25 protein-coding genes and 1 tRNA gene are annotated in these 25,293 nt (G+C 70.9%); 11 read left to right on the top strand and 15 right to left on the bottom strand.

Annotated features, from left to right (window positions below; all coding sequences use genetic code 11):
- Nucleotides 1–75 precede the first annotated feature (75 nt).
- From HQQ78_RS02345 to aceE, 6 genes are all read right to left on the bottom strand, one after another.
- The gene (locus HQQ78_RS02345) at nucleotides 76–1,314 is read right to left on the bottom strand and encodes a beta-ketoacyl synthase (protein WP_173150928.1); all 1,239 of its coding nucleotides are present in this window, start codon (nucleotides 1,312–1,314) and stop codon (nucleotides 76–78) included.
- Between the two features lie 156 nt (nucleotides 1,315–1,470).
- Nucleotides 1,471–1,719, bottom strand: a complete 249-nt coding sequence (locus HQQ78_RS02340; RefSeq protein WP_043592609.1) for an acyl carrier protein — start codon at nucleotides 1,717–1,719, stop codon at nucleotides 1,471–1,473.
- 81 nt (nucleotides 1,720–1,800) lie between these two features.
- The gene (locus HQQ78_RS02335) at nucleotides 1,801–2,811 is read right to left on the bottom strand and encodes a beta-ketoacyl-ACP synthase III (RefSeq protein ID WP_056045584.1); all 1,011 of its coding nucleotides are present in this window, start codon (nucleotides 2,809–2,811) and stop codon (nucleotides 1,801–1,803) included.
- Nucleotides 2,808–3,728: an ACP S-malonyltransferase gene (locus tag HQQ78_RS02330; protein ID WP_173150927.1), complete on the bottom strand. Its 921-nt coding sequence runs from the start codon at nucleotides 3,726–3,728 to the stop codon at nucleotides 2,808–2,810. Before HQQ78_RS02330 ends, HQQ78_RS02335 begins: the two co-directional genes overlap by 4 nt.
- A 106-nt stretch (nucleotides 3,729–3,834) precedes the next feature.
- The gene (locus tag HQQ78_RS02325) at nucleotides 3,835–5,061 is read right to left on the bottom strand and encodes a PucR family transcriptional regulator (protein ID WP_371740315.1); all 1,227 of its coding nucleotides are present in this window, start codon (nucleotides 5,059–5,061) and stop codon (nucleotides 3,835–3,837) included.
- A gap of 7 nt (nucleotides 5,062–5,068) precedes the next feature.
- Nucleotides 5,069–7,813 (bottom strand): pyruvate dehydrogenase (acetyl-transferring), homodimeric type, encoded by a 2,745-nt coding sequence (aceE, locus tag HQQ78_RS02320; RefSeq protein WP_173150926.1) that lies wholly within the window; start codon nucleotides 7,811–7,813, stop codon nucleotides 5,069–5,071.
- A gap of 264 nt (nucleotides 7,814–8,077) precedes the next feature.
- Here aceE and HQQ78_RS02315 point away from each other — a divergent pair, with 264 nt between their 5' ends.
- The 4 genes from HQQ78_RS02315 (at nucleotide 8,078) to HQQ78_RS02305 (ending at nucleotide 9,733) form a co-directional block, all read left to right on the top strand.
- Complete coding sequence (locus HQQ78_RS02315) at nucleotides 8,078–8,551, top strand: peroxiredoxin (protein WP_056045573.1); 474 nt, start codon at nucleotides 8,078–8,080, stop codon at nucleotides 8,549–8,551.
- An 85-nt stretch (nucleotides 8,552–8,636) separates the two neighbouring features.
- Nucleotides 8,637–8,709, top strand: a tRNA-Val gene (locus tag HQQ78_RS02310).
- Nucleotides 8,710–8,924: 215 nt separating this feature from the next.
- Entirely contained in the window at nucleotides 8,925–9,050 is a 126-nt protein-coding gene (locus tag HQQ78_RS16110; RefSeq protein WP_256415741.1) for a hypothetical protein, read from the top strand.
- A gap of 5 nt (nucleotides 9,051–9,055) precedes the next feature.
- Complete coding sequence (locus tag HQQ78_RS02305) at nucleotides 9,056–9,733, top strand: DUF6766 family protein (RefSeq protein WP_173150925.1); 678 nt, start codon at nucleotides 9,056–9,058, stop codon at nucleotides 9,731–9,733.
- A 97-nt stretch (nucleotides 9,734–9,830) separates the two neighbouring features.
- Here HQQ78_RS02305 and HQQ78_RS02300 read toward each other — a convergent pair whose 3' ends face one another.
- Nucleotides 9,831–10,112: a GlsB/YeaQ/YmgE family stress response membrane protein gene (locus tag HQQ78_RS02300; protein ID WP_123570784.1), complete on the bottom strand. Its 282-nt coding sequence runs from the start codon at nucleotides 10,110–10,112 to the stop codon at nucleotides 9,831–9,833.
- Between the two features lie 119 nt (nucleotides 10,113–10,231).
- Here HQQ78_RS02300 and HQQ78_RS02295 point away from each other — a divergent pair, with 119 nt between their 5' ends.
- A complete protein-coding gene (locus HQQ78_RS02295; protein ID WP_043592622.1) occupies nucleotides 10,232–10,900 on the top strand; it encodes a DNA-binding response regulator in 669 nt (222 codons plus the stop codon).
- Nucleotides 10,901–10,933: 33 nt separating this feature from the next.
- Here the strand turns inward: HQQ78_RS02295 and HQQ78_RS02290 are convergent, their stop codons facing one another.
- A complete protein-coding gene (locus HQQ78_RS02290) occupies nucleotides 10,934–11,545 on the bottom strand; it encodes a histidine phosphatase family protein (RefSeq protein WP_173150924.1) in 612 nt (203 codons plus the stop codon).
- Nucleotides 11,546–11,598: 53 nt separating this feature from the next.
- Nucleotides 11,599–12,999, bottom strand: a complete 1,401-nt coding sequence (locus HQQ78_RS02285; protein ID WP_173150923.1) for an NAD(P)/FAD-dependent oxidoreductase — start codon at nucleotides 12,997–12,999, stop codon at nucleotides 11,599–11,601.
- Nucleotides 13,000–13,128: 129 nt separating this feature from the next.
- On the opposite strand from HQQ78_RS02285, the gene HQQ78_RS02280 reads away from it, so the two are divergent.
- Nucleotides 13,129–13,542 carry a hypothetical protein gene (locus tag HQQ78_RS02280; RefSeq protein ID WP_173150922.1) on the top strand — a complete coding sequence of 138 codons (414 nt, stop codon included), beginning with the start codon at nucleotides 13,129–13,131 and terminating at the stop codon, nucleotides 13,540–13,542.
- 16 nt (nucleotides 13,543–13,558) lie between these two features.
- Here the strand turns inward: HQQ78_RS02280 and HQQ78_RS02275 are convergent, their stop codons facing one another.
- Nucleotides 13,559–13,927, bottom strand: a complete 369-nt coding sequence (locus HQQ78_RS02275; RefSeq protein WP_173150921.1) for a helix-turn-helix domain-containing protein — start codon at nucleotides 13,925–13,927, stop codon at nucleotides 13,559–13,561.
- Between the two features lie 91 nt (nucleotides 13,928–14,018).
- Between HQQ78_RS02275 and HQQ78_RS02270 the strand changes: the two genes are divergently transcribed.
- The 4 genes from HQQ78_RS02270 (at nucleotide 14,019) to HQQ78_RS02255 (ending at nucleotide 17,129) form a co-directional block, all read left to right on the top strand.
- Nucleotides 14,019–14,876 carry an NAD(P)H-binding protein gene (locus tag HQQ78_RS02270; protein ID WP_159826469.1) on the top strand — a complete coding sequence of 286 codons (858 nt, stop codon included), beginning with the start codon at nucleotides 14,019–14,021 and terminating at the stop codon, nucleotides 14,874–14,876.
- 142 nt (nucleotides 14,877–15,018) lie between these two features.
- Nucleotides 15,019–15,741, top strand: coding sequence for a histidine phosphatase family protein (locus HQQ78_RS02265; RefSeq protein ID WP_173150920.1), 723 nt, complete (start codon nucleotides 15,019–15,021; stop codon nucleotides 15,739–15,741).
- 33 nt (nucleotides 15,742–15,774) lie between these two features.
- Nucleotides 15,775–16,326, top strand: coding sequence for a DUF3090 domain-containing protein (locus tag HQQ78_RS02260; protein ID WP_173150919.1), 552 nt, complete (start codon nucleotides 15,775–15,777; stop codon nucleotides 16,324–16,326).
- Complete coding sequence (locus tag HQQ78_RS02255; RefSeq protein ID WP_173150918.1) at nucleotides 16,326–17,129, top strand: SCO1664 family protein; 804 nt, start codon at nucleotides 16,326–16,328, stop codon at nucleotides 17,127–17,129. The genes HQQ78_RS02260 and HQQ78_RS02255 overlap by 1 nt, the downstream gene beginning before the upstream one ends.
- On the opposite strand, the gene HQQ78_RS02250 is transcribed toward HQQ78_RS02255, so the two are convergent.
- Both HQQ78_RS02250 and HQQ78_RS02245 read right to left on the bottom strand, forming a co-directional pair.
- A complete protein-coding gene (locus tag HQQ78_RS02250; RefSeq protein ID WP_173150917.1) occupies nucleotides 17,098–19,095 on the bottom strand; it encodes a VWA domain-containing protein in 1,998 nt (665 codons plus the stop codon). The genes HQQ78_RS02255 and HQQ78_RS02250 overlap by 32 nt on opposite strands.
- A gap of 8 nt (nucleotides 19,096–19,103) precedes the next feature.
- Entirely contained in the window at nucleotides 19,104–20,489 is a 1,386-nt protein-coding gene (locus tag HQQ78_RS02245; RefSeq protein WP_173152090.1) for a magnesium chelatase, read from the bottom strand.
- A 135-nt stretch (nucleotides 20,490–20,624) separates the two neighbouring features.
- Between HQQ78_RS02245 and HQQ78_RS02240 the strand changes: the two genes are divergently transcribed.
- Nucleotides 20,625–21,911, top strand: a complete 1,287-nt coding sequence (locus HQQ78_RS02240) for an Nramp family divalent metal transporter (RefSeq protein WP_173150916.1) — start codon at nucleotides 20,625–20,627, stop codon at nucleotides 21,909–21,911.
- A gap of 142 nt (nucleotides 21,912–22,053) precedes the next feature.
- Here the strand turns inward: HQQ78_RS02240 and HQQ78_RS02235 are convergent, their stop codons facing one another.
- The 3 genes from HQQ78_RS02235 to HQQ78_RS16300 form a co-directional block, all read right to left on the bottom strand.
- A complete protein-coding gene (locus HQQ78_RS02235) occupies nucleotides 22,054–22,632 on the bottom strand; it encodes a DinB family protein (protein ID WP_173150915.1) in 579 nt (192 codons plus the stop codon).
- Between the two features lie 77 nt (nucleotides 22,633–22,709).
- Entirely contained in the window at nucleotides 22,710–24,179 is a 1,470-nt protein-coding gene (gene cls, locus HQQ78_RS02230) for a cardiolipin synthase (RefSeq protein ID WP_056045533.1), read from the bottom strand.
- A 73-nt stretch (nucleotides 24,180–24,252) separates the two neighbouring features.
- Nucleotides 24,253–25,197 carry a septum formation family protein gene (locus HQQ78_RS16300; protein WP_173150914.1) on the bottom strand — a complete coding sequence of 315 codons (945 nt, stop codon included), beginning with the start codon at nucleotides 25,195–25,197 and terminating at the stop codon, nucleotides 24,253–24,255.
- Nucleotides 25,198–25,293 lie beyond the last annotated feature (96 nt).

The raw sequence follows: 25,293 nt of genomic DNA, 5'->3' as shown, positions 1-25,293 counted from the left end.
GCGCACCGGGTGACGACGCAGGAGGCGCGGGTGGCGTGATCACGCCACCCGCGCCTCCTGCGTCGGTCGCCTCGGTCAGACCGAGCGGAACCCGACGACGGCGTTGTGGCCGCCGAAGCCGAACGAGTTGCTGATGGCCACGATCTCGCCCTCGGGCAGGGGGCGCGGTTCTCCGACGACGACGTCCATGTCGATCTCGTCGTCCATCTGCGTGACGTTGATCGTCTGCGGCGCCACGCGCTCGTGCAGCGCCTTGACCGTGAACAGCGCCTCGATGCCGCCCGCGCCGCCGAGCAGGTGGCCCGTGGCCGCCTTGGTCGCCGAGACGATCAGCTTCGAGGTGTGGTCGCCGAAGACGCGCTTGATGGCGTGGTACTCGGCGATGTCGCCGACCGGGGTGCTCGTCGCGTGGGCGTTGACGTGGACGACCTGGTCGCGGTCGACCCCCGCGTTCTCGAGCGTCGCGATGACGGCCCGGGCGGCGCCGGTGCCCTCGGGGTCGGGAGCGGTGATGTGGTACGAGTCGCTGGTGACCGCACCACCGATGAGCTCGGCGTAGATGCGGGCCCCGCGGGCCAGGGCGTGCTCCTCGGTCTCGAGGACGAGCGCCGCGCCTCCTTCGGCGAGGACGAAGCCGTCGCGCGTGACGTCGTAGGGACGCGAGGCGGTGGCGGGGTCGTCGTTGCGCTTCGAGAGGGCCTGCATGGCCGCGAAGGAGGCCAGGGGCATCGGGTGGATGGCCGCCTCGGAACCGCCGGCGACGGCGATGTCGGCAAGGCCGGACTGCAGGTGCTCGTAGGCCATGGCTATCGACTCCGTGCTGGAGGCGCAGGCCGACACGACCGTGCGGGCTCCGGCGCGCGCACCCAGGTTCATCGAGATGGCGGCGGCGGGACCGTTCGGCATGAGCATGGGGACGGTCATCGGCAGGACGCGTCGCGGGCCCTTCTCGCGCAGGGTGTCCCACCCGTCGAGCAGCGTCCAGACACCGCCGATCCCGGTGGCCCAGTCGACGATGAAGCGTTCGGGGACGACCTCGGGCGAGCCGGCGTCGGCCCAGGCCTCGCGGGCCGCGGTGAGCGCGAACTGGCTCGACGGGTCGAGGCGCTTGATCTCGCGGCGGTCGAGCACGTCGGCCGAGGGGGTGCGTGCCTGGCCGGCGAAGGTGACGGGCAGCTCGTACTTGGCGACCCAGTCCTGTTCGAGCGTGGTGATGCCCGACTGGCCGGCGAGCAGGTTCTGCCAGCTCTCGGTGGCGGTGCCACCGAGCGGGCTCGTGGCGCCGAGGCCGGTGACGACGATCTTCTTGGTCATTGACGTTCCTTCTGGGAGGGCCGGTCGGTGGGCTGTGCCGATGTACGACGACGCCGTGACCCGGGCTGCAGCCGAGGCTGGTGGCGTGGGGTCGACGGCGTCGAGGGCACAGCGGCGGGGCCCGGTCGCCGTGACGGCGACCGGGCAGCCGACGTCTTAGTTCTGCGCCTTGTGGATGTACGTGACGGCGTCGCCGACGGTCTTGAGGTTCTTGACCTCTTCGTCGGGGATCTTGACGTCGAACTTCTCTTCGGCGTTGACGACGATGGTCATCATGGAGATCGAGTCGATGTCGAGGTCGTCGGTGAACGACTTGTCCATCTCGACGGTGTCGGTGGCGATCCCGGTCTCGTCGTTGACGAGCTCGGCGAGGCCGGCGAGGACTTCTTCGGTGGACAGTGCCATGGTGTTGTCTCCTTGAGGGGGTGTCGTTGTGACCGGGGTAAAGCCTATACAGCGCCCCGCGGTCGGGTGGGCAGCGGCGCGCTAGGGCAGCACGACCACCTGGGCGCCGAACACGAGTCCGGCACCGAAACCGATCTGCAGCGCGAGACCGCCACTGAGTTCGGGGTGTTCGTCGAGCAGTCGGTGGGTCGCGAGCGGGATGCTGGCGGCCGAGGTGTTGCCGGTGGTCGCGATGTCGCGACCGATCACGACGGACTCGGGCAGGCCGAGCTGCTTCGCGAACTCGTCGATGATGCGCATGTTGGCCTGGTGGGGCACGAAAGCCGACAGCTGGTCGGCGGTCACGCCGGCGCGTTCGAGGGCCTCCTTGGCGACCTTGGCCATCTCCCAGACGGCCCAGCGGAAGACCGTCTGACCTTCTTGGCGGAGGGTCGGCCAGGGGATCTCGCCGGCACCCTCGCGGTACTCGGTCATGGTGTTGGTCATGCCGATGGCGTCCCACTTCGAGCCGTCCGAGCCCCAGACCGTCGGGCCGATGCCCGCGGTGTCGGACGGGCCGACGATGGCCGCACCCGCTCCGTCGGCGAGCAGGAACGAGATCGTGCGGTCGGTCGGGTCGATGACGTCGCTGAGCTTCTCGGCACCCACGACGAGGACGTACTCGGCGAGGCCCGACTTGACGAACGAGTCGGCCTGCGCGATGCCGTACGTGAAGCCGGCGCAGGCGGCCGAGATGTCGTAGGCGGCGGCCGGGTTCGCACCGACGCGCTCGGCGAGCAGCGAGGCGACCGACGGGGTCACGACGCCGGCACCGATGGTCGACACGAGGACGGCGCCGATCTGGTCGGGGCGGATGCCCGACTTGGCGATGGCCTCGTTGGCGGCGGTCTCGGCGAGGTCGACGACCTTGACGTCCTTGCCTGCCCGTCGGCGGGTGATCACACCGGTGCGCTGCTGGATCCACTCGTCGCTGGAGTTGATCGGTTCGATGATGTCGGCGTTCGGGACCACGTTCTCACCGCGGGCGGCGCCGAGTGCGTAGATCCGGGTGAACTGCGCACCGGTGGTCTGGTTGAGCTGGGGGGTGGTCATGCTGCTCCCTCGATGAGGTCGACGGCGGCCTGCAGGTCGTCGGGTGTCTTGACGGCGACCGAGGGGACACCCCTCAGCGCGCGCTTGGCCAGGCCGGTCAGGGCTCCGGCCGGGGCGAGTTCGACGATGCCCGTCACACCGGCGTCGGCGAACGACCGCATGGTCGCATCCCATCGGACGGGAGACGAGACCTGCCCGACGAGCAGCTCGACGAAGCGCGCGCCCGAGTCGACGGTGCTGCCGTCGTGGTTGGTCCAGAGCGTCGTCGAGGGGTCGGCGGCCGTGACCGAGGCGGCGGCGGAGCGGAGGCGCTCGACTGCGGGCTGCATGTACCGCGTGTGGAAGGCGCCGGCGACCTGGAGGGGCACGACGCGGCTCTTGGCCGGCGGGTCGGCCGCCAGCTCGGCGAGTGCGGCGGTCTCGCCGGCGACGACGATCTGGCCGCCACCGTTGTAGTTGGCGGGGAAGAGCCCGAGGGCGTCGAGACGGGCGAGCAGTTCGGCTTCGTCACCGCCGAGCACGGCGCTCATGCCGGTCCCGACGAGTGCGGCGGCGTCGGCCATGGCCCGGCCCCGTTCGGCGACGAGCGTGACGGCGTCGAGGTCGCTCAGCACGCCGCTGACGGCCGCGGCGGTGAACTCGCCGACCGAGTGGCCCGCGACGCCGGCGACGGCGGAGCGCTCGACACGGCCGAAGAGGGCACGGGCGGTCAGGATGCCGGCCGCGACGATGAGGGGCTGGGCCACGGCGGTGTCGCGGATCGTGTCGGCGTCGGACGTGGTGCCGTGGGCGACGAGATCGAGGCCGGCCGCGTCGGAGAGCGACGTCAGCAACTCACGCTGGTCGGGGTCAGCCAGCCAGGGGTCGAGGAAACCGGGAGTTTGGGAGCCCTGACCGGGCGCTACGACAACGATCACTGGTCCATCATGCCAACGAGTCGGGGGTTGGCGGTGTAGCAACTCGACCAAAGATGAGCGAGAACGTTGTCGAAGCGCACAGACGTCCTCGCGGGCAGCCTGACGGTCACTTGCGTCGGACCCCTGACCCCTCGGGGTCGGCGATCGATCCGAGCACGAGCGCCGACTGGAGGATCAGCGCCTCACGGGCGCCGGTGGCATCCCAGCCGATCACGTCCGTGACGCGCTTCAGGCGATACCGCACGGTGTTCGGGTGCACGAAGAGTTCGCGTGCCGTGGCCTCGAGCGAGCGCCCGTTGTCGAGGTAGCACCACAAGGTCGTCAGCAACTCGGTCGAGTGCGTCTTGAGGGGCTTGTAGATGCGGTTGACGAGGGTCGACCGTGCGACCGGGTCCCCGGCGAGGGCGCGCTCGGGCAGGAGGTCGTCGGCGAGGACGGGGCGGGGCGCGTTGCGCCAGGCCCGTGCGACCGCGAAACCGGCGAGGGCGGCCTTGGCGCTCTTCGAGGCGTCGACGAGGCTCGGCACCTCGTGGCCGAGCACGAGGTGCCCGTCGCCGAAGCCGGGTTCGAGCGCGCGCGCGATCTCGGTGAAGCTGGGGTGGGTCGAGGAGGCGCTGGCCTCGTCGAGCGGATCGGCCCGCCCGATGACGAGCACGAGTCGGCTACCCTGCACGCCGATGAGCACGTCGGCCTCTCGGTGCCGGGCCGTGCGTCGGAGCATGTCGACGTCGAGCATCCGCGGAGCCGTGCCGACGAGGACGGCGACCTCACCGTGCCCGTGCCATCCGAGCGCGGCGATGCGGCTGGGCAACTCGTCGTCGTACTCGCCGCTCAGGATCGAGTCGACGACCAGGGCCTCGAGTCGGGCGTCCCAGAGGCCTCGGGCTTCGGCGGCCCGGGCGTAGACGTCCGCCGAGGCGAAGGCTATCTCGCGCGAGTAGAGGAGGATCGCTTCGCGCAACGAGTCGTCGCCGTCCTTGACGCGTTCTTCCACGACCTCGACGGTGATGCGGATGAGCTGCAGGGTCTGCGTGAGGCTGACCGAGCGGAGAAGTTCGCGGGGGGCCGAACCGAAGACGTCGGCTGCGATCCACGGGGTGGATCGCGGGTCGGCGAACCAGCTGATGAACGAGGTGATGCCGGCCTGGGCGACGAGCCCGACCGCCGAGCGGCGCCCGGGGGGCATGTCCCCGTACCAGGGCAGCGTCTCTTCGAGGCGCTTGATGGTCGCGGTGGACAGCTCACCCGAGACCGTCCGCAGCCACGCGAGCGTGCGCTCTTTCGTGGCCGCGGACGGCTGCAGGGGCGATCCGGGCACCCGCTCGGCGCTCACGGGGTCGTCAGGCCTCCCCGCCGGCGGTGCCGCTGGTGCCGGCCGTGACGTCGTGCAGCTGGTAACGATCGATCGCCTGCTGGACCACAGCGGGGTCGACCTCGCCGCGACGGGCCAGGGCCTGCAGGGTGCGGACGACGACCGACGGTCCGTCGATCTTGAAGAACCGGCGGGCGGCGGCCCGGGTGTCGCTGAAACCGAAGCCGTCGGCCCCGAGGGTCAGGTAGTCGCCGGGCACGTACTCGCGGATCTGGTCGGGCACGGCGGCCATGAAGTCGCTCGTGGCGATGACGGGGCCCTCGGAGTCCTTCAGCTTCTCGGTGACGTAGGGCGTCTTCGGCTCCTCGTTCGGGTGCAGGAAGTTGTGCTCCTCGGCGGCCAGGCCGTCGCGGCGCAGTTCGTTCCAGCTCGTGACGCTCCAGACGTCGGCCGCGACGTTCCAGTCGTCGGCGAGCAGCTGCTGCGCCTCGAGAGCCCACGGCACACCGACGCCGGACGCCAGGAGCTGGGCGCGGGGACCCAGGTTCTCGGCGTCCTTGAGCTTGTAGATGCCGCGCACCACACCGTCGACGTCGAGGCCCTCGGGCTCGACGGGCTGGGCCATCGGCTCGTTGTACACGGTGATGTAGTACATGACGTTCGGGTCGGAGTGCGACGCGTTGCCGTGCTCGTCGGTGCCGTACATGCGGTCCATGCCCGACTTGACGATGTGGCCGAGCTCGTAGCCGAACGCCGGGTCGTACGAGACGACCGCGGGGTTCGTCGACGCCAGCAGCAGGGAGTGGCCGTCGGCGTGCTGGAGGCCCTCGCCGGTCAGCGTCGTGCGACCCGCGGTGGCACCGATGATGAAGCCGCGCGCCATCTGGTCGCCGGCGGCCCACATGGCGTCGCCGGTGCGCTGGAACCCGAACATCGAGTAGAAGACGTAGACCGGGATGAGCGGTTCGCCCTGCGTCGAGTACGAGGTGCCGACGGCAGTGAAGGCCGCGAACGCGCCGGCCTCGTTGATGCCGACGTGGATGATCTGGCCCTGCGGGCTCTCCTTGTAGGCGAGCAGCAGTTCGCGGTCGACCGACGTGTAGTGCTGACCGTTCGGGTTGTAGATCTTGGACGTCGGGAAGTACGCGTCCATGCCGAAGGTGCGGGCCTCGTCGGGGATGATCGGCACGATGCGGTGGCCGAAGTCGGGCGAGCGCAGCAGGTCTTTCAGGAGGCGCGCGAAGGCCATCGTGGTGGCGACCTCCTGCTTGCCCGACCCCTTCTTGACGACGTCGTAGGTCTTCGCCTCGGGGACCGCGATCTGGGTGTACTTGGTCCGGCGCTCGGGCACGTAGCCGCCGAGCGCACGACGACGCTCCTGCATGTACTGGATCGCGTCGTCGTCCTGACCGGGGTGGTAGTACGGCGGCAGGTACGGGTTCTCGTCGAGCTGGGCGTCGCTGATCGGGATGCGGAGCTCGTCGCGGAACTGCTTGAGGTTGTCGAGCGTGAGCTTCTTCATCTGGTGGGTGGCGTTGCGCCCCTCGAAGGACGGCCCCAGGCCGTAGCCCTTGACCGTCTTGGCGAGGATGACCGTGGGCTGGCCCTTGTGCTCGGTCGCGGCCTTGAAGGCGGCGTAGACCTTGCGGTAGTCGTGGCCACCGCGCTTGAGGTTCCAGATGTCGTCGTCCGAGTAGTCCGCGACGAGTTCGAGGGCGCGTGGGTCGCGACCGAAGAAGTTGTCGCGGACGTAGCCGCCGCTCTCGGCCTTGTAGGTCTGGAAGTCGCCGTCGGGCGTGGTGTTCATCAGGTTGAGCAATGCGCCGCTCGAGTCGTTCGCGAGCAGGGTGTCCCACTCGCGACCCCAGACGACCTTGATGACGTTCCAGCCGGCGCCGCGGAAGAACGACTCGAGTTCTTGGATGATCTTGCCGTTGCCGCGGACCGGACCGTCGAGGCGCTGCAAGTTGCAGTTGATGATGAAGTTCAGGTTGTCGAGGCCCTCGTTGGCCGCCACCTGCAGCTGACCGCGGCTCTCGACCTCGTCCATCTCGCCGTCGCCGAGGAACGCCCAGACCTGCTGGTCGCTGGCGTCCTTGATGCCACGGTTGGTGAGGTACTTGGCGACCTGCGCCTGGTAGATCGCGTTGATCGGACCGAGGCCCATCGACACGGTCGGGAACTGCCAGAAGTCGGGCATGAGGCGCGGGTGCGGATACGAGCTGAGTCCGCCCGAGGCGTGGGACTTCTCTTGGCGGAAGCCGTCGAGCTGGTCCGTGCCCAGCCGGCCCTCGAGGTAGGCGCGGGCGTACATGCCGGGGGAGGCGTGGCCCTGGAAGAACACCTGGTCGCCGCCACCGGAGTGGTCCTGACCGCGGAAGAAGTGGTTGTTGCCGACCTCGTACAGGGCGGCCGACGAGGCGTACGTCGAGATGTGGCCACCCACCGAGACGCCGGGGCGCTGGGCGCGGTGCACCGTGATGGCGGCGTTCCAGCGGACCCACTTGCGGTAGCGGCGCTCGAGGTCTTCGTCGCCGGGGAACTCGGGCTCGTCCTCGGGGGCGATGGTGTTGACGTAGTCCGTCTTCGGCACCATCGGCACGCCCAGGTGCAGCTCGCTCGACCGGGTGAGCAGGCTCTTCATGATCTCGCGGGCACGTTCGTGACCCTGCGCCTTCACGAGAGCGTCGAGCGACTCACGCCACTCGGCGGTCTCTTCGGGATCGCGATCGGCCTTGTCGACCGTGTACGGGTCCTGATCGTTAACCGTCACCCTTGACCTCAATCATCTGTGTGGAGCAGCCGTCTCTTGGAGGGCCACCGCGTGGAGTGGACAAACAGATGTCAGGCCCGTCGTGCCCGGGTTCCGAGACGCACTCCGCCTGACCAGCCCACTCTAGTTGCCCGGACCGGGACAGGCTCGGCACGCGCTGGGAACGTCCGGCCACGCCACCGTGTGGAAACCGACGAGTGAGGCGTAGGATCGGCGATCGTGTCAGTCGCCGACCGCCCGGGTCGACGCGAAAGGAACGCACCCATGGCTTTGGAGAACGCCATCCAGGCTCCCGACTTCGACCTGCCGAACCAGTTCGGCGAGCGAGTCCGGTTGAGCGACTTCCGGGGCGTCAAGCCCGTCGCGCTGGTGTTCTTCCCCCTGGCGTTCAGCAGCACCTGCACGAAAGAGCTCTGCACCCTCCGCGACAACCTCGCGATGTTCCAGGACCACCGCGTCGAGTTGCTCGTCGTCTCCGTCGACTCCAAGGCCACGCTGCGCGCCTTCGCCGAGGAGAAGGGCTACGACTTCACCCTGCTGGCGGACTTCTGGCCGCACGGCGAGGTCTCGAAGGAGTACGGCGTCTTCCTCGAGAACAAGGGTTTCGCGACCCGCACCACCTTCCTGATCGACGTCGACGGGGTGATCCGCGAACACTTCGGCACGGAGCCCGGCCAGGAGCGCTCGCTCGCCGACTACCGCGCCGCGCTCGACCTCCTCGTCCCCGTCTCGGCCTGACGGCCGCGATCACGACCGCAGGAGGCGCGGGTCCGTTCGTCCACCCGCTAACCTGTAGTCGCTCGCCCGGCTCGTCCCGGTGCGAGGGCCTTTAGCTCAGTTGGTAGAGCGCCACGTTTACACCGTGGATGTCATCGGTTCGAGCCCGGTAGGGCCCACCTCACGAACGGTGGTCGGACGACCGCGGTTCTCCTCGGTCGCACGGCCCGTCGGGGCACGGACGCCGTGTCGGGTCGCCTGCGGGCGTCGTCGTCGGCGCGTGGCTGGCGACGGTCCGACAGCAGCACCCGGAGGAGAAAGCAAGCCCCTTGTCGCCGCGCAGCCGGTGACGTAGGACTGCCTCGTGGCGATTCCCGTCGAGGAGGGTGACCAGGTGAGCGATCAGCAGGACGACGACGCCGAATCGACGCGGGGGATGCGCGCCGTCTTCTGGCTGTGGATGGGCGTGATCGTCGCGGGACTCGTCGTGATGATCGCCGTCCCGTTGACGGCTCGGTGACGAGGATGCGTCGAGCCATCCGAGACCAGGGGCTCAGCACGGCCTTCCTCGTGATCTTCGTCGCCGCCCTCGTGGGCCAGTCGTTCGCCGGGCTCGCCGCCACCAACGAGGAACTCGCGGTGCACGGTCTTCCGCCCCTCGCCTACTGGGACTTCGTGTCGTCGTCGAGTTTCCTGGTGGACGTGGCCGAGAACTGGCAGTCCGAGTTCTTGCAGTTCTTCCTGTTCATCGCCGCGACGATCTGGCTGGTGCAACGCGGGTCGCCCGAGTCGAAGCGACCGGGGGACGAGGGCGTCGGCAGCGACGAGGCACAATCGGTCGGAGACCACGCGCGGCCGGGGTCGCCCGGGTGGGCGCGCCGGGGCGGATGGGCATCCATCGTGTACTCGAACTCGCTCCTGTTGGTGATGGGCGCCCTCTTCGTGTCGTCCTGGCTCGCACAGTCCCTCGGCGGGACCGTGGTCGCGAACGAGGAGAACGCGGAACACGGCGCACCACCCGAGACCTGGCTCCAGTACGTCACGTCCCCGGATTTCTGGAACAGGACCCTGCAGAACTGGCAGTCGGAGTTCCTGGCGGTCGGAGCGATGATCGTGTTCTCGATCTTCCTCCGCCAGCGTGGCTCGAGTGAGTCCAAGCCCGTCGGGGCACCGCACACCACGAGCGCGGAGGAGTCCGCCTGAGCACGAGGTCGTCGTTCCGTCCTGCGGGCCGCGGACGCCGCCGGCAGGACGATGCCCGCGGGGCGGCCGTCCGCGGCCGCCCCGACCGGGAACGGGATCAGCGGCGAGCGGCGCCGCGGCGACCCGAGACGGCGACCCAGACGACCAGCACGACGATCGCGCCGATGATCGAGCCGATGATGCCGGCGGGCTGGAAGAACCCGTCCGTGGGGTCGTGCTGGAACAGCAGGAAGCCGAGGAACCCTCCGACGAACGAACCGATGATGCCCAGCAGGATCGTCATGGCGATCGAGAGGCTCTGGCGACCCGGGACGACCGCGCGGGCGATGAACCCTGCGATGAGGCCGACGACGAGCAAGCTGATGATGAGACCGATCATGGTGTTCTCCTTCCGGGAGAGATGGGCGACCGGCACCGTCGGTGCCGTGGTGTCGCAGGACCCAGCAGACCACCCCTGGAGGTGTGGCGGCACACCCCTCGGGGTGGGATGGTGTCCTCATGCCCCTCGCTCCGACCCGGTCGATCACCGTCGCACTCGTCGACGACTACGACGTCGTGCTCGCCGGTCTCGCCCACATGTTCGACCGCTACCGCGACCGGGTCGTCGTCGCCGAGATCGACGCCACGACGTCCCTGTCCGACCGGGTCGACGTCGTTCTCTACGACTCGTTCGCCCAGCCGGAGTCCGACCATCACGAGCTCGCCGAGCTGGTCGCCAACCCGGCGGCCGGCAAGGTCGTCGTCTACACCTGGAACTTCCACCCCGAGCTCGTCGAGTCGGCTCTGGCGCAGGGCGTGCACGGGTACCTGTCGAAGACCCTCGGTGCCCGCGAGCTGGTCGAGGCGCTCGAGGCGGTCCACCGGGGCGAGCGGGTCGTCAGCGAGGTGCGGGGGCGAGCGCCGAGTGCACCGGGCCTCGACTGGCCCGGCCGCCGCGAGGGCATCACCGACCGCGAGTCCGAGATCCTGGCCCTCATCACCCAGGGGAAGAGCAACGCCGAGGTCGCGGCACTGACCTACCTCAGTCCGAACACGGTCAAGTCGTACATCCGGTCGGTCTACCGGAGGATCGGCGCGACGAGTCGGACGCAGGCGGTGTTGTGGGGCGTCCAGAACGGCTTCCGGCCGGACCACCACCGGATCGACCACTGGCTCGGCGGCCCCTAGGAGGCGCTGCGGAGCCGTCGACGGACGTGCGGTTCAGTGCGTCAGGGGTTCGCCGTCCCACGAGAGGGCGTCCCAGCCGGCCTCGGTCGAGCCCTCCAGGACGACCGACCCCGTGTTGCGGAGTCCGTGGGTGCGACTGAACGCGGCGTCGAGGTTGCGGGCCGTGTCGGCGGCCCAGACGCAGATCGCGGCTTCGTGCGAGACGAGCACCGCGGTCGAGTCGGCCGGTGTCGACGCCACGACCCGAGCGACCGCCCCACTGAACCGGCTCGTGAACTCGGTGCCGCTCTCGCCACCGGGGATGCGCGCCTCCGGGTCGGTCCACCACTGCTGCATGGTGCCGGCGTACCGGGGCAGGGCCTCGGCGTAGGGCAGACCCTCCAGGTCGCCGGCGTCGATCTCGTGGGCACCGTCGACCTCGTGGTGGGGGAGGCCGAGACCCTCGGCGACGATCGCGGCGGTCTCACCGGCCCGGCGCAGGCGCGAGGAGTGCACGGCGACGATCGCTTCGCCCGCCAGAGCCGTCCCGAGGTCGGCGGCCTGTTCGCGGCCGAGCGGGGACAGCGGCGGGCCCGGGGGGCGCGAGCCGATGGTGCGGGCGACGTTGTCGGCGGTCTCGCCGTGGCGGATCAGGAGGAGGCGCATCGTGGCTTTCGGTCGGGGCGGAGCGTCCATCGTGTCACGGCGCCCGCCGACTCCTAGCGCGCGGTGCGATCCGCCAGCACGGCCCGGGCCGCCATCCCGATCACCGCGCTGTAGGTGGGGTAGGCGAAGCGCACCTCCGCCAGGGTGGCGACGTCGACACCGCCGGCCATGGCGGTGGTGACCGCCTGGACCACCTCGACGGCGTTCTCACCGACGGCATGGGCACCGAGCACGAGCTCACGACGGCGGTCGGCGATCAGCTTGAGGAACCCCGTCTCGCGGTCGTCGATCACGGCCCGGTCCACGGTCGAGTACGGGATCGTGACGACCACGCACGACTCGTCCGCCTCGCGGGCCTCGTCCTCGGTGAGGCCGACGCCGGCGTAGTCCGGGTCGGTGAACCCACCGGCGGGCAGGAGGTGGTGCGGCGTGCGGCGGTTGGCGCCGAGGACGGCGTTCTCGGCGGCGGCCTCCCCCTCGAACTGGGCGGCCTGGACGAGCATGTCGCGGCCGTTGGCGTCGCCCACGGCGAAGACGTGCGGGACGACGGTCCGGAAGTACCGGTCGACGGGGACGGACGAGCGCTCCACCTCGATCCCGGCGTTCTCCAGGCCGAGGTCCTCGACGTCCGCCGGCCACCCCGTCGCCATGACGACCACGTCGAAGTCGGCCCGGGCGTGCGCGTCGTCCTGCCGCCAGGTCAGGGTGATCGAGCCGTCGTCGGCTCGGGCGAGGCTCTCGACGCCGTCGATCCCGGTGCGCACGTCGATGCCCTGCTCGGTGAACGCGACGGAGACCGCCTCCGAGATCGACGCGTCCGACGTCGTCAGCACCCGCGGGGCGACGTCGAGGAGCGTCACGTCGCTGCCGAACGCGTCGAACACCGTCACGAGTTGTGCGCCCGTGTTGCCCGCGCCGATCACGGCCACCCGGTGGGGGAGGGACGGCAGGTCGAGGACGTGCTCGGGCACCGTCGCCAACTCGCCGCCCGGGATCGGCAGTCGGCGCGAGTGGCCGCCGACGCAGATCAGGATCGACGCCGCCGAGATCGTGCGCCCGCTGTCGAGGACGAGGGTCGAGTCGTCAACGAACCGGGCCCTGCCCTCGTGGACCAGCTCGACGCCCGCGGCCTCGAACCGCTCGGGCTCCCGCTTGATCGACCGCACCGCGTCGACGCGCTCCCGGACGCGCGCGACGGTCGTCGCCCAGTCGATGGTCGGGGGAGCGACGCCGACGCCGTAGACGTCCGCGTGCCGGGTCTCGCGGATCAGCCGGGCCGTCTTCGCCAGCACCCTGGTGGGCACGCATCCGGTGTTCACGCAGGTGCCTCCCTCGCGCCCTGCCTCGAGGACGACGACGCGGGCCCCGAGTTCGGCTGCGCGCAGGGCCGCCGCGGTGCCCGCCGGACCGGCGCCGATGACGGCGACGTCGTAGTCCTTCTCCGAGATGCCCATGTGCTGCCTGCCCCTTCGTCGAGTCGGTCGTCAGGTCGAACTCAACCAGCTGCGGATGGGCGGACGCCCGTGCAGGCGAGTCGAGGCGGAGGAGCAGACAGGTCCGTCCCGACTCGCTAGCATCACCACGTGACCATCGACCTGAAGACGACCCGGCCCGACGGCACGCCCCGTACGGTGCCGCTCACGGACGACGACGTCGCTCGGGGGCGGGTGCTCGTCCGGTGGATGCGCGTGGCCCTCGTCGTCGGCATCGTCGTCTCGCTCGGCCTGGTCGTCCTCGTCTGGACCCAGGTCCCGGTGTGGACGACCACGCCGTATCGGCGACATGGCGTCGAACACTCCTTGCCGACCTTCGCGCTGTTGCTCTTCCCCGGCCTCGGGGTCGGGATGCTCGCGTCGACCCTGCGGAAGTCGAGTGCCTACGTCCCGCCCCGCGAGAGGACGTTCCTGCTGGTCGCGATGCCGATCTTCGTCGTCTTCATCGTGGGTGCGACGGCCTACCTCGCGTCCACGTACCTGGCAGCGGGGGCGTCGACCTGATCGGTCGACCGACCGCTCACCGGCCCCCGACGATCTCGTCGGCGTTGTCGAGGATCCAGTCCATGAGCGGCACGAGGCGGGCGGCCAGGTCGGTGCCGCGCTCGGTCAGCGAGTAGTCGACCCGCGGCGGGATCGTCGGCTGGGCGGCGCGATGGACGATGCCGTCGGCCTCGAGGGTCTTCAGGGTCGAGGCGAGCATCTTCTCGCTGACGCCCTCGATCTCGCGTCGCAACTCGCCCCACCGCATCGGCCCGCGTTCGAGCGCCAGCAGGATCAGCACTCCCCACCGACTCGTCACGTGGGTCAGCACCACGCGGCTCGGGCACTCCGCCGGGAAACGACCCGAGGGTGCAGGGCGGGCAGGGTTCACTATTCCGACGTCCACGTCAGTAGCTTACGAAAAGGTGCGTACCTGCAGATGGGAAGTCCCGGTGGATCGTCGTCGTTGTCCCGGGCACGCAACCGAAAGGAACACCATGTCCACGATCGTCACCGCCGCCTCCGGCCAGCTCGGCCGCCTCGTCGTCGAGGCCCTCCTCGCCCGCGGCGCCGCCCCCGAGAGCGTCGTCGCCACGTCGCGCGACGTCTCGAAGCTGGCCGACCTCGCCGAGCGCGGCGTCCGCACCGCCGAGCTCGACTACACCCGACCCGACACGATCGCGGCCGTCATCGGCGCGGGCGACGTCGTCGTCCTGATCTCGAGCGACGCGGTGGGCCAGCGGGTCCCGCAGCACGCCGCCGTGATCGACGCCGCGAAGGCCGCCGGTGCCGCCCGCATCGTCTACACGAGCGTCCTCGCGGCCTCGACCTCGCCCCTGATCCTCGCGCCCGAGCACAAGGCGACCGAGGAGCACCTCGCCGCCTCCGGGGTGCCCACGACGCTGCTGCGCAACGGCTGGTACACCGAGAACTACGTCGGCGAGATCGCCACCGCCCGCGACTCCGGCGTGGTCGCCGCGAGCGTGGGGGCCGGCCGTCTCGCCAGCGCCAGCCGTCGGGACTACGCCGAGGCCGCCGCGGTCGCGGCCCTCGACGAGTCGACCGCCGGTCGCACCTTCGAGCTGTCCGGCGACCACGCCTGGGACTTCGACGAGTTCGCCGAGGCGCTCACGACCGTCACGGGCCGACCCGTCCGCTACGAGTCGCTCACGCCCGAGCAGCACGCCGAGCGCCTGCGCGGCTTCGGCCTGGACGAGGGCACGGTCGGCTTCGTCGTCGCGCTCGACGGGAACATCCGCGACGGGCTGCTCGCCGACACGAGCGGCGACCTCGCCCGCCTGATCGGTCGTCCGACGACCCCGCTCGTCGAGGCCCTCACCGCCGCCACCGCGTAGTCCCGCCGAGACGCCGGGGCGGCAGCCCGCAGGAGGCGCGGTTCCGGTCGTCCGGGCACCGCGCCTCCTCGTCGGCCCCTCCCCGGCGCCGAGCGGCCGGCGTCCGGCGTCGACGGTGGCTCCCGGTGTCTAGGCTCGACGCATGGCCACCCTCGTCCTCGTCCGACACGGACGCACCACCGCCAACGCGAGCGGCGTGCTCGCCGGACGGACGGCCGGCGTCCGGCTCGACGACGTCGGACGCGAGCAGGCGCGGCGGACCGCCGACCGGCTCGCCGTCGTGCCGCTCGTCGGCGTCGTGTCGAGTCCTCTCGAACGCTGCCGTCAGACGTCCCGGGCGATCCTCGACCGTCAGACCGGGACGCCGGCGACGCCCGTCGAGCGGGGCATCACCGAATGCGACTACGGCGACTGGCAGGGTCGGCCGCTCAAGGACCTGGCGGGCGAGGCCCTCTGGTCCGTCGTGCAGAACCAGCCGTCCGCCGCGGTCTTCCCGGGCGGCGAGTCGCTGCAGACCATGCAGTCCCGGGCGGTCGCCGCGGTCCGCCGGCACGACGCCGCGTTCGAGGCCGAACACGGTCCGGGCGCCGTGTGGGTCGCCGTCAGTCACGGTGACATCATCAAGTCGATCCTCGCCGACGCCTACGGCATGCACCTCGACCTGTTCCAGCGCATCAGCGTCGGCCCGGCCTCGGTGTCGATCGTGCGCTACGGGCCGAACCGACCCGACGTCGTCGCGACGAACACGGACTCGGGCGACCTCTCGTGGCTGCGGCAGGCGGCTCCCGCCGCCGACGCCGCCGTCGGGGGAGGCGCGGGTCCGGCGGGCGGCGACGCCGCCGGCGACGAGCCTGCCGCGACCTGAGCGTCGGCGGCGGGGCGCTCGTAGACTCGCGGCATGCCCTCCATCGTCCACACCTTCGACTGGCCGGATCGGGTCGTCGTCGGGACCATCGGCCGTCCCGGCTCCCGCGCGTTCTACCTCCAGGCCCGTGACGGGGCGCGGGTCACGAGCGTCGGCCTCGAGAAGATGCAGTCGGCCGCCCTCGCCGAGAAGATCGACGAGATCCTCGACCAGGTGATGGCCGCCGACGGCAACACGGTGAGCGTGCCCACCGGCATCCCGGTCGAGCTCGTCGACAACGAGCCGCTCGACCAACCCGTCGAACCCGAGTTCCGGGCCGGGGCGCTCAGCCTCGGCTGGGATCCGTCCACCGCCCAGGTCGTCATCGAGGCGTTCCCGCTCGTCGAGGTGGCGGACGACGCCGACGTCGACGAGGCCGAGCTCGAGCCGGACGAGGTCCTGGTCGTCCGCATCCCCGTCGGCACGGCGAGGGCGTTCGCGGCTCGGACCCTCGAGATCGTCGGGGCCGGTCGGCCGCTCTGCCCCTTCTGCGGGCAGCCGATCGACCCCGAGGGGCACCTCTGCGTCCTGTCCGGCGACCTCTGATGTCCTCGGCGTCGACCGAGGACGCGCCGGCCGACGTGCCCGACGCGGTTCCGTCCGACGACGTCGAGCTCGAGCTCACCGGTCGCATCCGCACGGCGTCCAATGCGTCCTTCCTGGCCCGCCTCGGTGACGTGTCGGTCATCTACAAGCCCGTCGCCGGTGAACGGCCGCTCTGGGACTTCCCGGACGGGAGGCTCGCCGACCGTGAGGTCGCGGCCTACCTCGTCTCCGAGGCCATGGGCTGGGACGTCGTGCCGCGCACCTGGCTCCGTGACGGTCCGCTCGGCGAAGGCATGGTCCAGCTCTGGCAGGACGTCGACCCGGAGCAGGACGCAGTGGACCTCGTGCCGGCCCACGACCTGCCCGACGACGGATGGCGTCTCGTCCTCGAGGGGGACGGCGACGACGGACCGGTCGCCCTGATCCACGAGGACACCGAGGCGCTCCGACGCATGGCCGTGTTCGACGTCGTGGTCAACAACGCCGACCGCAAGGGCGCCCACGTGCTCGCCCTGCCCGACGGGCGGCGGCACGGCGTCGACCACGGACTCACCTTCCACGCCGAGCACAAACTGCGCACCGTGCTCTGGGGCTGGATCGGCGATCCGCTCACCATCGACGAACTCGCCGGGGTCGAGCGCGTCCGGGCCGGTCTGTCCGGTGGCCTGGGGACGGCCCTCGCGCCGCTCGTGACGTCGGACGAACTCGAGGCGCTCGACGACCGCTGCGCCCGCCTGCTCGCGTCCTCCGTCTTCCCCGAGCCGCACGGCCCTATGCCGGCGGTTCCGTGGCCCGTGTTCTGACGTACGACCCGACGACGGCCGCTCCGAGGTCGTCCAGGTCGGGGGCGGTCACCGTGCCGTCGACGCGCCGCGCCATCCCGTCGACGAAGCGGGCGAGCCCCGGGTCGTCGCCGAGCCGGAAGAACGTCGTGTGCGCGCCGAGGCGGCGGGCCACGTCCAGTTGCTCCACGGCCCGCAGGATCGTCACGGGGTGCGGCGGGTAGTCGAAGAAGACCTCGCCGCCGGGCTCGAGGTGGGAGGTCGGCTCACCGTCGGTGACGATCAGCAGCACGGGCTGCGCGGTCGGGTGCTTGCGGAAGTGCCGGTTCGCCAGCAGAAGGGCGTGGTGGAGGTTCGTCCCCTTGTCCCACTTCGCGTCGAGGGCGACGAGCTGCTCGATCGGCATGACCTCGGCGTGCCGGCCGAACCCGATGAGCTGCAGGTCGTCGCCGCGGAAGCGCGACGTGATCAGGGTGTGCAGGGCGAGGGCCGTGCGCTTCATCGGCACCCAGCGGTCCTCCATCGCCATCGAGAACGACGTGTCGACGAGCAGGGCGACGCAGGCCTGCGTCCGGGTGTCGGTCTCGTGCACCTCGACGTCGCCGATCTCGATCCGCACCCCGCCGTCGGTCCGGCCGCCCCCGGCGGCGGTCCGCGTGACCGCGTTCGTGATCGTCCGGGTGACGTCCCACGGCTCGGTGTCGCCGAACGCCCATTCGCGACTCGCGCCGGAGCGGTCGCCGAGGCCTCCCGCGGACCGCAACTCGCGCCTCCCCGCTCGTCCCGACATCTTCGCCGCGACGTCGCGCAGCAGGTCCTTGCCGAGCTGCCTCATTGCCCGGGGCGTCAGGGCCAGCGTGCCGTCGGCCCGACGGCGGAGGGCACCCGAGTCGCGGAGGGCCTTCTCGAGCCGCCGCAGGGCCGCGGCGTCGACGGCGGCCTGCTCGCCCAGTTGCCGGCGCAGGGCGTCGAGGTCGACGTCGTCGAGCGACGATCCGTGCGACTGCTGGGCGAGCTGTTCCGCGAGCGAGTCGAGGTCGGCGAGGTCCTGGAAGACCCCCGTGCCGTCCCCGAGCCCGAGGCCCTGTTCGCCGTCCATGCCCTCGGAGCCGCTCCAGTCCTGCCCCGGTCTCAGGGCACGCAGGGTGCCGTCGAGCCGTTCGAGGGACTGCATCAGGTCGGGGGAGCCGAAGGCCTGCTGGGCCAGGGCGTCCAGCTCGGCCCGTTGCTCGGCCGTCATCGAGTTGCGGAGGCGCTGGGCGGCGGCCGCACGAGCGGCCAGGGCGTCGATCAACGCGTCGACGTCGCCCGGTTGCTCGGGGAACGACGCCCCGTGCTTCGCCATGAAGTCGTCGAACTGCTCCGGGGTGTCGTCACCACGGGCGTGGGCGGCGAGCAGGTCGTCGAGGTCGCGCAGCATCTCGGCCACGGCCTCGCGGTCGGCGTCCGAGGCGTTCTCGAGGGCGGTCTTCATCCCCGCGAAGCGCTGGTCGAGCATCTCGCGACCGAGCAGGTCCTTGATCTCGTCGTAGGCGTCCCGGGCCTCCCGGCTCTGCCAGCGGTAGTCCGACAGCTCGGCGACGGCGCCGGCCGGGGACGGCGGCAGGCTGTCGAGCTGGAGCTGCGCCAGGGCGCGGTCGCCGTCGTCGAGGTCGACGTCGCGGGCGAGCTGGGCGCGTTCGGCCATGAGGGCCCGGTCGAGCAGCTCGCGGACCTCGTGCAGCGTGCCGTCGAGGTGGTGGTCCCGGGTCAGGGCCCGCCGACGTTCGGCGACCTGCCGGGCCAGGTCGTCGAGACCGGTACGGTCGCGACCACCGCGCCGGAGGAACTCACGGAGCGCCGCCTCGGCGCTCGTGCCCGCCATGACGTCCCGTCCGACGGCGTCGAGTGCTTCGGAGAGATCGGCAGGAGGCGCGAGCGGGTCGGGCCCGTCGGCGTACCTCTGGTAGCGCGCGGCCCGGTGCAGGCGACGGTTCGCCCTAGCCACGTCGCACCTCAGAAACCGTAGGCCGCTTCACCGTCGCCGCTCTCCTTGCTCACGCGTCGGGCCAGGAACAGGCCCTCGAGCGCCAGCTCGATCGCCCCGGCGCGCCCGCCGTCGGTCGTCGCGCCGAGCCGTTCGGCGACGCGGTCGTAGAGGTCGTCCTCGCCGAGCGAGGGCAGACCGGCCAGGAAGTCCCGGGCGGTGACCTGCTCACCGGTCGTCACCATGACGCCCGACTCGAGGGCGTCGACGAGCCCGTCGAAGTCGAGCCCGCGGAAGTGGGCACGGACGGTCTCGGCGGTCGCCGTCCGCAACAGGTGCTCGAGGACCTCCTCGGCGCGGTCCTCTTCTCCGGACTCGAACTCGATCTTGCCGCCGAGCACGTCGACGGCCGTCTCGAGGTCGATCGGTCGTGCCACGGCCTCGTCCTCGCCCTGCCGGGTCGCACGGTGCAGTGCGGCGGCTGCGATGGTCTCGGCCCCGGCGATCGCGAAGCGGGCGCTGACGCCGCTGCGCTGGTCCACCGAAGGGGACTCGCGGAGCGCGCGCGTGAAGCGCGCCAGGATCTCGACGAGGTGGTCCGGCACCTCGGCGACGAGGTCGGCCTCCTGACGGACGACCGCGACCTCGTCGGCGAGCTTGGTCGGGTAGTGCGTCCGGATCTCGGCACCGAAGCGGTCCTTGAGGGGGGTGATGATCCTCCCTCGGTTGGTGTAGTCCTCGGGGTTGGCGCTGGCCACGACGAGCACGTCGAGCGGCAGCCTCAGGACGTAGCCGCGGATCTGGATGTCGCGCTCCTCCATCACGTTGAGCATCGCCACCTGGATGCGCTCGGCGAGGTCGGGCAACTCGTTGACCGCGACGATGCCGCGGTGGCCCCGGGGGATGAGCCCGAAGTGGATCGTCTCGGGATCGCCGAGGCTGCGTCCCTCGGCCACCCGCATCGGATCGACGTCGCCGATCAGGTCGGCGACGCTCGTGTCGGGAGTCGCCAGCTTCTCGACGTAGCGCTCGTCGCGTCCCCGCCAGGCGACGGGCAGGTCGTCGCCGAGCTCGGCGGCGCGACGGCGGCTCTCGCTCGTGATCGGCTCGAACGGGTGCTCGCCCAATTCGGACCCCTCGATGACGGGGGACCACTCGTCGAGCAGACCGGCGAGGGTCCTGAGCAGGCGGGTCTTGCCCTGACCGCGCTCGCCCAGCAGGACGATGTCGTGGCCCGCGATCAAGGCCCGTTCCAGCTGCGGGATGACCGTGGACCGGAAGCCGTGGAGCCCCGGCCAGGGATCACGTCCCTCGCGCAGGGCGTCGAGCAGGTTGTCTCGGATCTCGGTGCGGAGGGGCTTGGGGACGTGCCCCGAGCGCCTGAGTTCGCCGACGGTTCTCGCGGAGGGAGGCATCACCCCGGTGACGCTACGCTCCCGACCCGGACCTGGCGAGGGGCGCCTCCTGCGAGCTTGCCGAGACGTCACGATTCGACGACATCCGTCGCGCGACGGTGGTCGCCTCTCGTCGGAGCCGGTTGACTGGCCGACATGGCTGCCGACGACGACGCCCTCCGGACACCCGACCTCACGACCCCCGTCTCGACGAAGAGATGGCGCGTCATCGGCCCGGGGCTGGTGGTCGCGGCCACCGGCATCGGGGCGGGAGACCTCGTCGCCACCCTCGTCGCGGGCTCCCGCTTCGGCTACGCCCTCGCCTGGACCGTGGTCGTGGGCGTCGTCGTCAAGATCGCCCTCGTCGAGGGCGCCGGGCGATGGTCGCTGGCCACGGGGCGGTCGATCTTCGAGGGGTGGCGATCGCTCGGGCGCTGGACGAGCGTGTACTTCGGCGTCTACGTCGTCGTCTGGGGCTTCGTCTACGGGGCCGCCGCGATGAGCTCGACCGCGCTGCCGTTGCAGGCGCTCTTCCCGGGGGTCGACCTCAAGGTGTTCGCGATCGGCGCCGGCGTGCTCGGCGGCGTCATGGTGTGGTTCGGCAAGTACTCGTTCTTCGAGAAGGTCATCGCCTTCTTCGTCGGCCTCATGTTCGTCACGGTGGTCGGCTCGGCGATCGTCACCTTGCCGAACCTCGGCGAACTCGCGGCCGGTCTCGTGCCGACCATCCCCGAGAACGGGCTGGTCGTCGCGCTCAGCGTCACCGGCGGGGTCGGCGGCACCATCACGCTCGCCGCCTACGGCTACTGGTTGCGCGAGAAGGGCTGGCACAGTCCGGGCTGGATGAAGGTCATGCGACTCGACAACGGCGTCGCCTACGTCGTGAGCGGCGTCTTCGTCCTCGCGATGCTCGTGGTCGGGGCCGAGCTCCTGTACTCCGGCGGCATCGCGTTGGCCGACGGAGAAGGGGGGCTGGTCCAGCTCGCGGCCGTCCTCGGCGAGCGCTACGGCACCTTCATGACCTGGTTCTTCCTGATCGGGTTCTTCGCGACCTCGTTCTCGTCGATCCTCGGCGTGTGGAACGGCGTGTCGCTCATGTTCGCCGACTTCGTGGGCACCCTTCGCGGTCTCGACGCGGACGACCCCCGACGCCGCATCGGCGGCCTCTACTACCGGGTCTTCGTCGTCTGGCTCACGGTTCCTCCGATGGCGATCCTCTTCCTGGACCGGCCGATCGGCTTGATCGTGCTCTACGGGGTGCTCGGGGCGCTCTTCATGCCGTTCCTGGCGATCACCCTGCTCTGGCTGCTGAACTCGTCACGCACGCCGGCCGAGTGGCGCAGCCGGTGGGTGAGCAACTCGCTCATGGGGATCTGCGCCGTGCTCTTCGTCGTGCTGGGTGCGCAGCAGCTCGCGACCGAGGTCGGCAAGCTGTTCGCCTGACCCGCGCGTCGGCAACTCCTGGTCCCTGCGGCGGCACGTGCCGCCCGCGGGGCGGTCAGGCCGGTCTCGCGACGGGAGGCAGGAATTGCCGGCGTCACGGGTCGGGGCGCGCGGGCCGGCGGCGGACGGTGGCGCGGGGCGGTCAGTGGCCTGCGGCGCGGGCGGCGGCCTCGACGCGGTCGTGGTGTCGTCGCCATCCGTCGGCATCGCGGTCCGGCACGTTCGGGTCGGCGGGGCCGTTGCCGAGGCCGCCGTCGATCAACTCGCGGACGACGTCGGCGTGGCCGGCGTGCCGGGCGGTCTCGACGGTCAGGTGCACGAGGATCTGGTGCAGCGTGACGGCACGGCGGTCGGGTCCCCACCAGGGGACGTCGCCGGGCGCGTCGAGCGGCAACGCCCGGACGGTCTCGTCGGCGTGGGCGTTCGACCGCTGCAGGAGGTCGACGACGAAGCCCCGGCTCTCGTCCGGAGTCGCCCACAGGTCGGCCTCGGGCTCGCTCTCGTCGGTCAACCACGGCGTCTCGATGCCGCTCGGTCGCCCGAAGACGTCGCCGAGGTAGCCGAGCTGCACGGTGGCGACGTGCTTGACCAGCCCGAGCAGGTTGGTGCCGCTCGGCACCAGCGGGCGACGGACGTCGTACTCCGACAGTCCGTCGAGCTTGCGCACCAGGTCGTCGCGCGAACGGGTCAGGTACCGGCTGAGGTGTTCCTTCTGGTCCATGCCGACACTCTGCCCCTCGTGGCGTCGACCGTCCACCGGCCGACCACCCCTGGCCGGGCCGCCCGGAGACGGCGGACCTACTGCACCGCCGCCGTGAGGCGCGCGACGTTGTCGAGCACCTGCAGGGGAGCGGGCCTCGTCAGCCAGCTCGCCAGGGTGATCTCGTGCGACTTCGCGCGGTAGTCCGCCTCGACCTCGCGGACCTGGTCGACGAAGCCCGCTCCGCGCACCATGAGCGACACCTCGAAGTTGAGGCTGAACGACCGCATGTCCATGTTGCTCGAGCCGATCACCGCGACGTCGTCGTCCACCGTGAAGTGCTTCGAGTGCAGGACGATCGGCTTCTCGTAGAGGAAGATCCGCACCCCGGCCCGCAGCAGCGTCTCGTAGTACGAGCGCTGCGCGTGGTAGACGAGGAACTGGTCGGCGACCTCGCAGGCGAAGAGTTGCACGTCCACCCCGCGCTCCGCCGCGGTGGTGATGGCGTAGAGCATCGACTCGTCGGGCACGAAGTAGGGGCTCGCGATGATGAGGCGTTCCTGCGCGCCGTAGACCAGGGCGTTGAACAACCGCAGGTTGTTCTCCCCGTCGAACCCGGGTCCGCTCGGCACGACCTGGCACTCGTAGGCGTCGTCGCCCCCGCGTCGTTCGACGGGCGGCTCGGCCCCGGCGTCCGTGGGCAACTCGTCCGTCTCGCTGTACCAGTCGGTGATGAAGAGCGCGTTGAGGCCGATCGCGGCGGGACCGTCGAGCCGCACCATGAGGTCCTTCCACTGCAGGCCGCGTCGGATGTTGCCGCGCTTGTTGTAGCTGGGGTCGGTCATGTTCTGCGAGCCGGTGAACGCCACGTCGCCGTCGACGACCACGATCTTGCGGTGGTTGCGCAGGTCGGGTCGGCGCCACATGCCCTTCGTGGGGTGGAACGGCAGCATCTCCTCGAAACGGATGCCGGAGTCGCGGAGCCAGGTGCGCGTCACCCGGCCCTGGGGGTTGCGGATCGTGGCCCAGTGGTCGTAGAGCACCCGCACCTTCACGCCACGGTCGTGGGCACGCTTGAGCGCGTCGAAGAAGAGGAAGGTCGATTCGTCGCGCGTGAAGATGTAGAACTCGACGTGCACGTATCGTTCGGCCGCGTCGACGGCCTCGGTCATGGCCGCGATCGATCCGGCGTAGTCCGGCAGCAGCCGCGTCGTGTTGCCGGGGATGAGGGGCATGGCACCGAGCGTGCGGTTCAGCTGGACGACCGTCCCGAACCACGGAGGCTGGGTGTCGGTAGGCACGCGGTTGTCGAGACCCTGCGTGTTCTCGAGGATGAGCGAGTTGATCTCGCGCTGTTTGTCCCGCCGGTCCTTCGGCAGCTTGGTGCTGCCGAGGAGACCGTAGAGGACGCTGCCCGGGATGGGGGCGACGAAGATCGCCAGCAGCCACGCCATGGCCGAACTCGGTCGCCGGTTGCGCGGCACGACCGCCACCGACACGATCCTGATGAGGATGTCGACCACCAGGATCACGGTGGGGAACGCCTTGAGGAGCTTGCGCCAGGTCATCCGCCGATCATCGCAGGTCGACGGCGGACGGGGCCGCCCCGTTCGTGTCGCCGGTTCGACCCCGCCGCGCAGGTCAGCGCCCGCTGCCCGCCAGGCTGGCCGACTCGCCCTCGGGCGCGGTCGCGAGGTAGCAGGTGACCTCGCGGTCGCCGGTGGCCCAGGTGTCCTCGGTCGGCGTGAACCAGCCGTAGTCGAGGGCCGAGTCCTCCCAGGCGGACCCGACGTAGTCGTCGAAGACCTCGAAGCACGCGTCGTCGCCGAGCTGCCCGACCTCGTCGTCGCCGGGGAACGCCTCGTCGTCCAGGACCGGTTCGGCGAACACCTCGAAGTGGTGCACCTCGCCGCAGGCGGTCACGTCGACGAACGTCTGGTACTCGTCGTCGATCCCCTCCGTCATGTCGAAGCAGTCCCCGGTGGTGAGCTCGCTCACGAGCTCGGAACCGGTCTCGATCACGCCTCCCTCGCCCCCGTTCGCCTGGTAGAGGGCGAAGCAGATCCCGCCGAAGGCGAGGACGCCCACCGCACCCAGCACGCCGAGGAGCACGCCCCGCCGTCGCCTCGGTGCCGGGGCACCCGCGACGGCACCGGACGCGAACGCCTGCGGTGCGGGCCAGGCCGTGCCCAGACGGGACGCGGGCGGGACCAGGGCGGCCCACCGTCGCACCATGGCCGAGGCCGCGTCGAGCACCACGGACGTCTCCTCGCCCACCCCGACGCCGAGGGGGTCCCGGCGCCGCTGCTCGAGGGGCGTGGGCCCCGAGGCGTCGATGCGCAGGGGCACCGCGAACCAGTGCGATCCGTCGTGCCCCAGGTCGACGAACTCGGTGGCGCCGAGCCGGACGCGCAGCATCTCGGGATGGCCGGCTCCCGGGACCCCGACGGCGCCGGCGGGGTAGTCGCTCGGCAGGACGCGCATCTCGAGCGGTCCGAACCGCTGCACGAGTCCTTCGGCCACGACGGACACGGGGGTCGCGTCCGAGGCCCCCTCGGTCGTCGTCCGGTCGTCTGGTCGGTCCACGAGTTCCCCCTGCTGCTGCGCGAGCCGCGCCCCGTGGCGGCCGTCGAGGGATGTTACCGGCACGCGGCCCGGCCACAGCAGCCCCCGTCGGCGGGC

The sequence above is a fragment of the Frigoribacterium sp. VKM Ac-2859 genome, assembly GCF_013204925.1.
Taxonomy (GTDB): domain Bacteria; phylum Actinomycetota; class Actinomycetes; order Actinomycetales; family Microbacteriaceae; genus Frigoribacterium.
Note: the sequence above shows the minus strand (reverse complement) of the source record. Positions and strands in the feature narration are given on the sequence as shown.

What these genes read in the sequence shown, in the direction of transcription:
- HQQ78_RS02315 (WP_056045573.1), top strand. Translation starts at nt 8,078, where the DNA reads ATGGCTTTGGAGAACGCCATCCAGGCTCCCGACTTCGACCTGCCGAAC.
- HQQ78_RS02255 (WP_173150918.1), top strand. Translation starts at nt 16,326, where the DNA reads ATGTCCTCGGCGTCGACCGAGGACGCGCCGGCCGACGTGCCCGACGCG.
- cls (WP_056045533.1), bottom strand. Translation starts at nt 24,179, where the DNA reads ATGACCTGGCGCAAGCTCCTCAAGGCGTTCCCCACCGTGATCCTGGTG.
- HQQ78_RS02265 (WP_173150920.1), top strand. Translation starts at nt 15,019, where the DNA reads ATGGCCACCCTCGTCCTCGTCCGACACGGACGCACCACCGCCAACGCG.
- HQQ78_RS02260 (WP_173150919.1), top strand. Translation starts at nt 15,775, where the DNA reads ATGCCCTCCATCGTCCACACCTTCGACTGGCCGGATCGGGTCGTCGTC.
- HQQ78_RS02240 (WP_173150916.1), top strand. Translation starts at nt 20,625, where the DNA reads ATGGCTGCCGACGACGACGCCCTCCGGACACCCGACCTCACGACCCCC.
- HQQ78_RS02270 (WP_159826469.1), top strand. Translation starts at nt 14,019, where the DNA reads ATGTCCACGATCGTCACCGCCGCCTCCGGCCAGCTCGGCCGCCTCGTC.
- HQQ78_RS02345 (WP_173150928.1), bottom strand. Translation starts at nt 1,314, where the DNA reads ATGACCAAGAAGATCGTCGTCACCGGCCTCGGCGCCACGAGCCCGCTC.
- HQQ78_RS02235 (WP_173150915.1), bottom strand. Translation starts at nt 22,632, where the DNA reads ATGGACCAGAAGGAACACCTCAGCCGGTACCTGACCCGTTCGCGCGAC.
- HQQ78_RS02285 (WP_173150923.1), bottom strand. Translation starts at nt 12,999, where the DNA reads ATGGGCATCTCGGAGAAGGACTACGACGTCGCCGTCATCGGCGCCGGT.
- HQQ78_RS02305 (WP_173150925.1), top strand. Translation starts at nt 9,056, where the DNA reads ATGCGTCGAGCCATCCGAGACCAGGGGCTCAGCACGGCCTTCCTCGTG.
- HQQ78_RS02340 (WP_043592609.1), bottom strand. Translation starts at nt 1,719, where the DNA reads ATGGCACTGTCCACCGAAGAAGTCCTCGCCGGCCTCGCCGAGCTCGTC.
- HQQ78_RS02295 (WP_043592622.1), top strand. Translation starts at nt 10,232, where the DNA reads ATGCCCCTCGCTCCGACCCGGTCGATCACCGTCGCACTCGTCGACGAC.
- HQQ78_RS02300 (WP_123570784.1), bottom strand. Translation starts at nt 10,112, where the DNA reads ATGATCGGTCTCATCATCAGCTTGCTCGTCGTCGGCCTCATCGCAGGG.
- HQQ78_RS02335 (WP_056045584.1), bottom strand. Translation starts at nt 2,811, where the DNA reads ATGACCACCCCCCAGCTCAACCAGACCACCGGTGCGCAGTTCACCCGG.
- HQQ78_RS02290 (WP_173150924.1), bottom strand. Translation starts at nt 11,545, where the DNA reads ATGCGCCTCCTCCTGATCCGCCACGGCGAGACCGCCGACAACGTCGCC.
- HQQ78_RS02245 (WP_173152090.1), bottom strand. Translation starts at nt 20,489, where the DNA reads ATGCCTCCCTCCGCGAGAACCGTCGGCGAACTCAGGCGCTCGGGGCAC.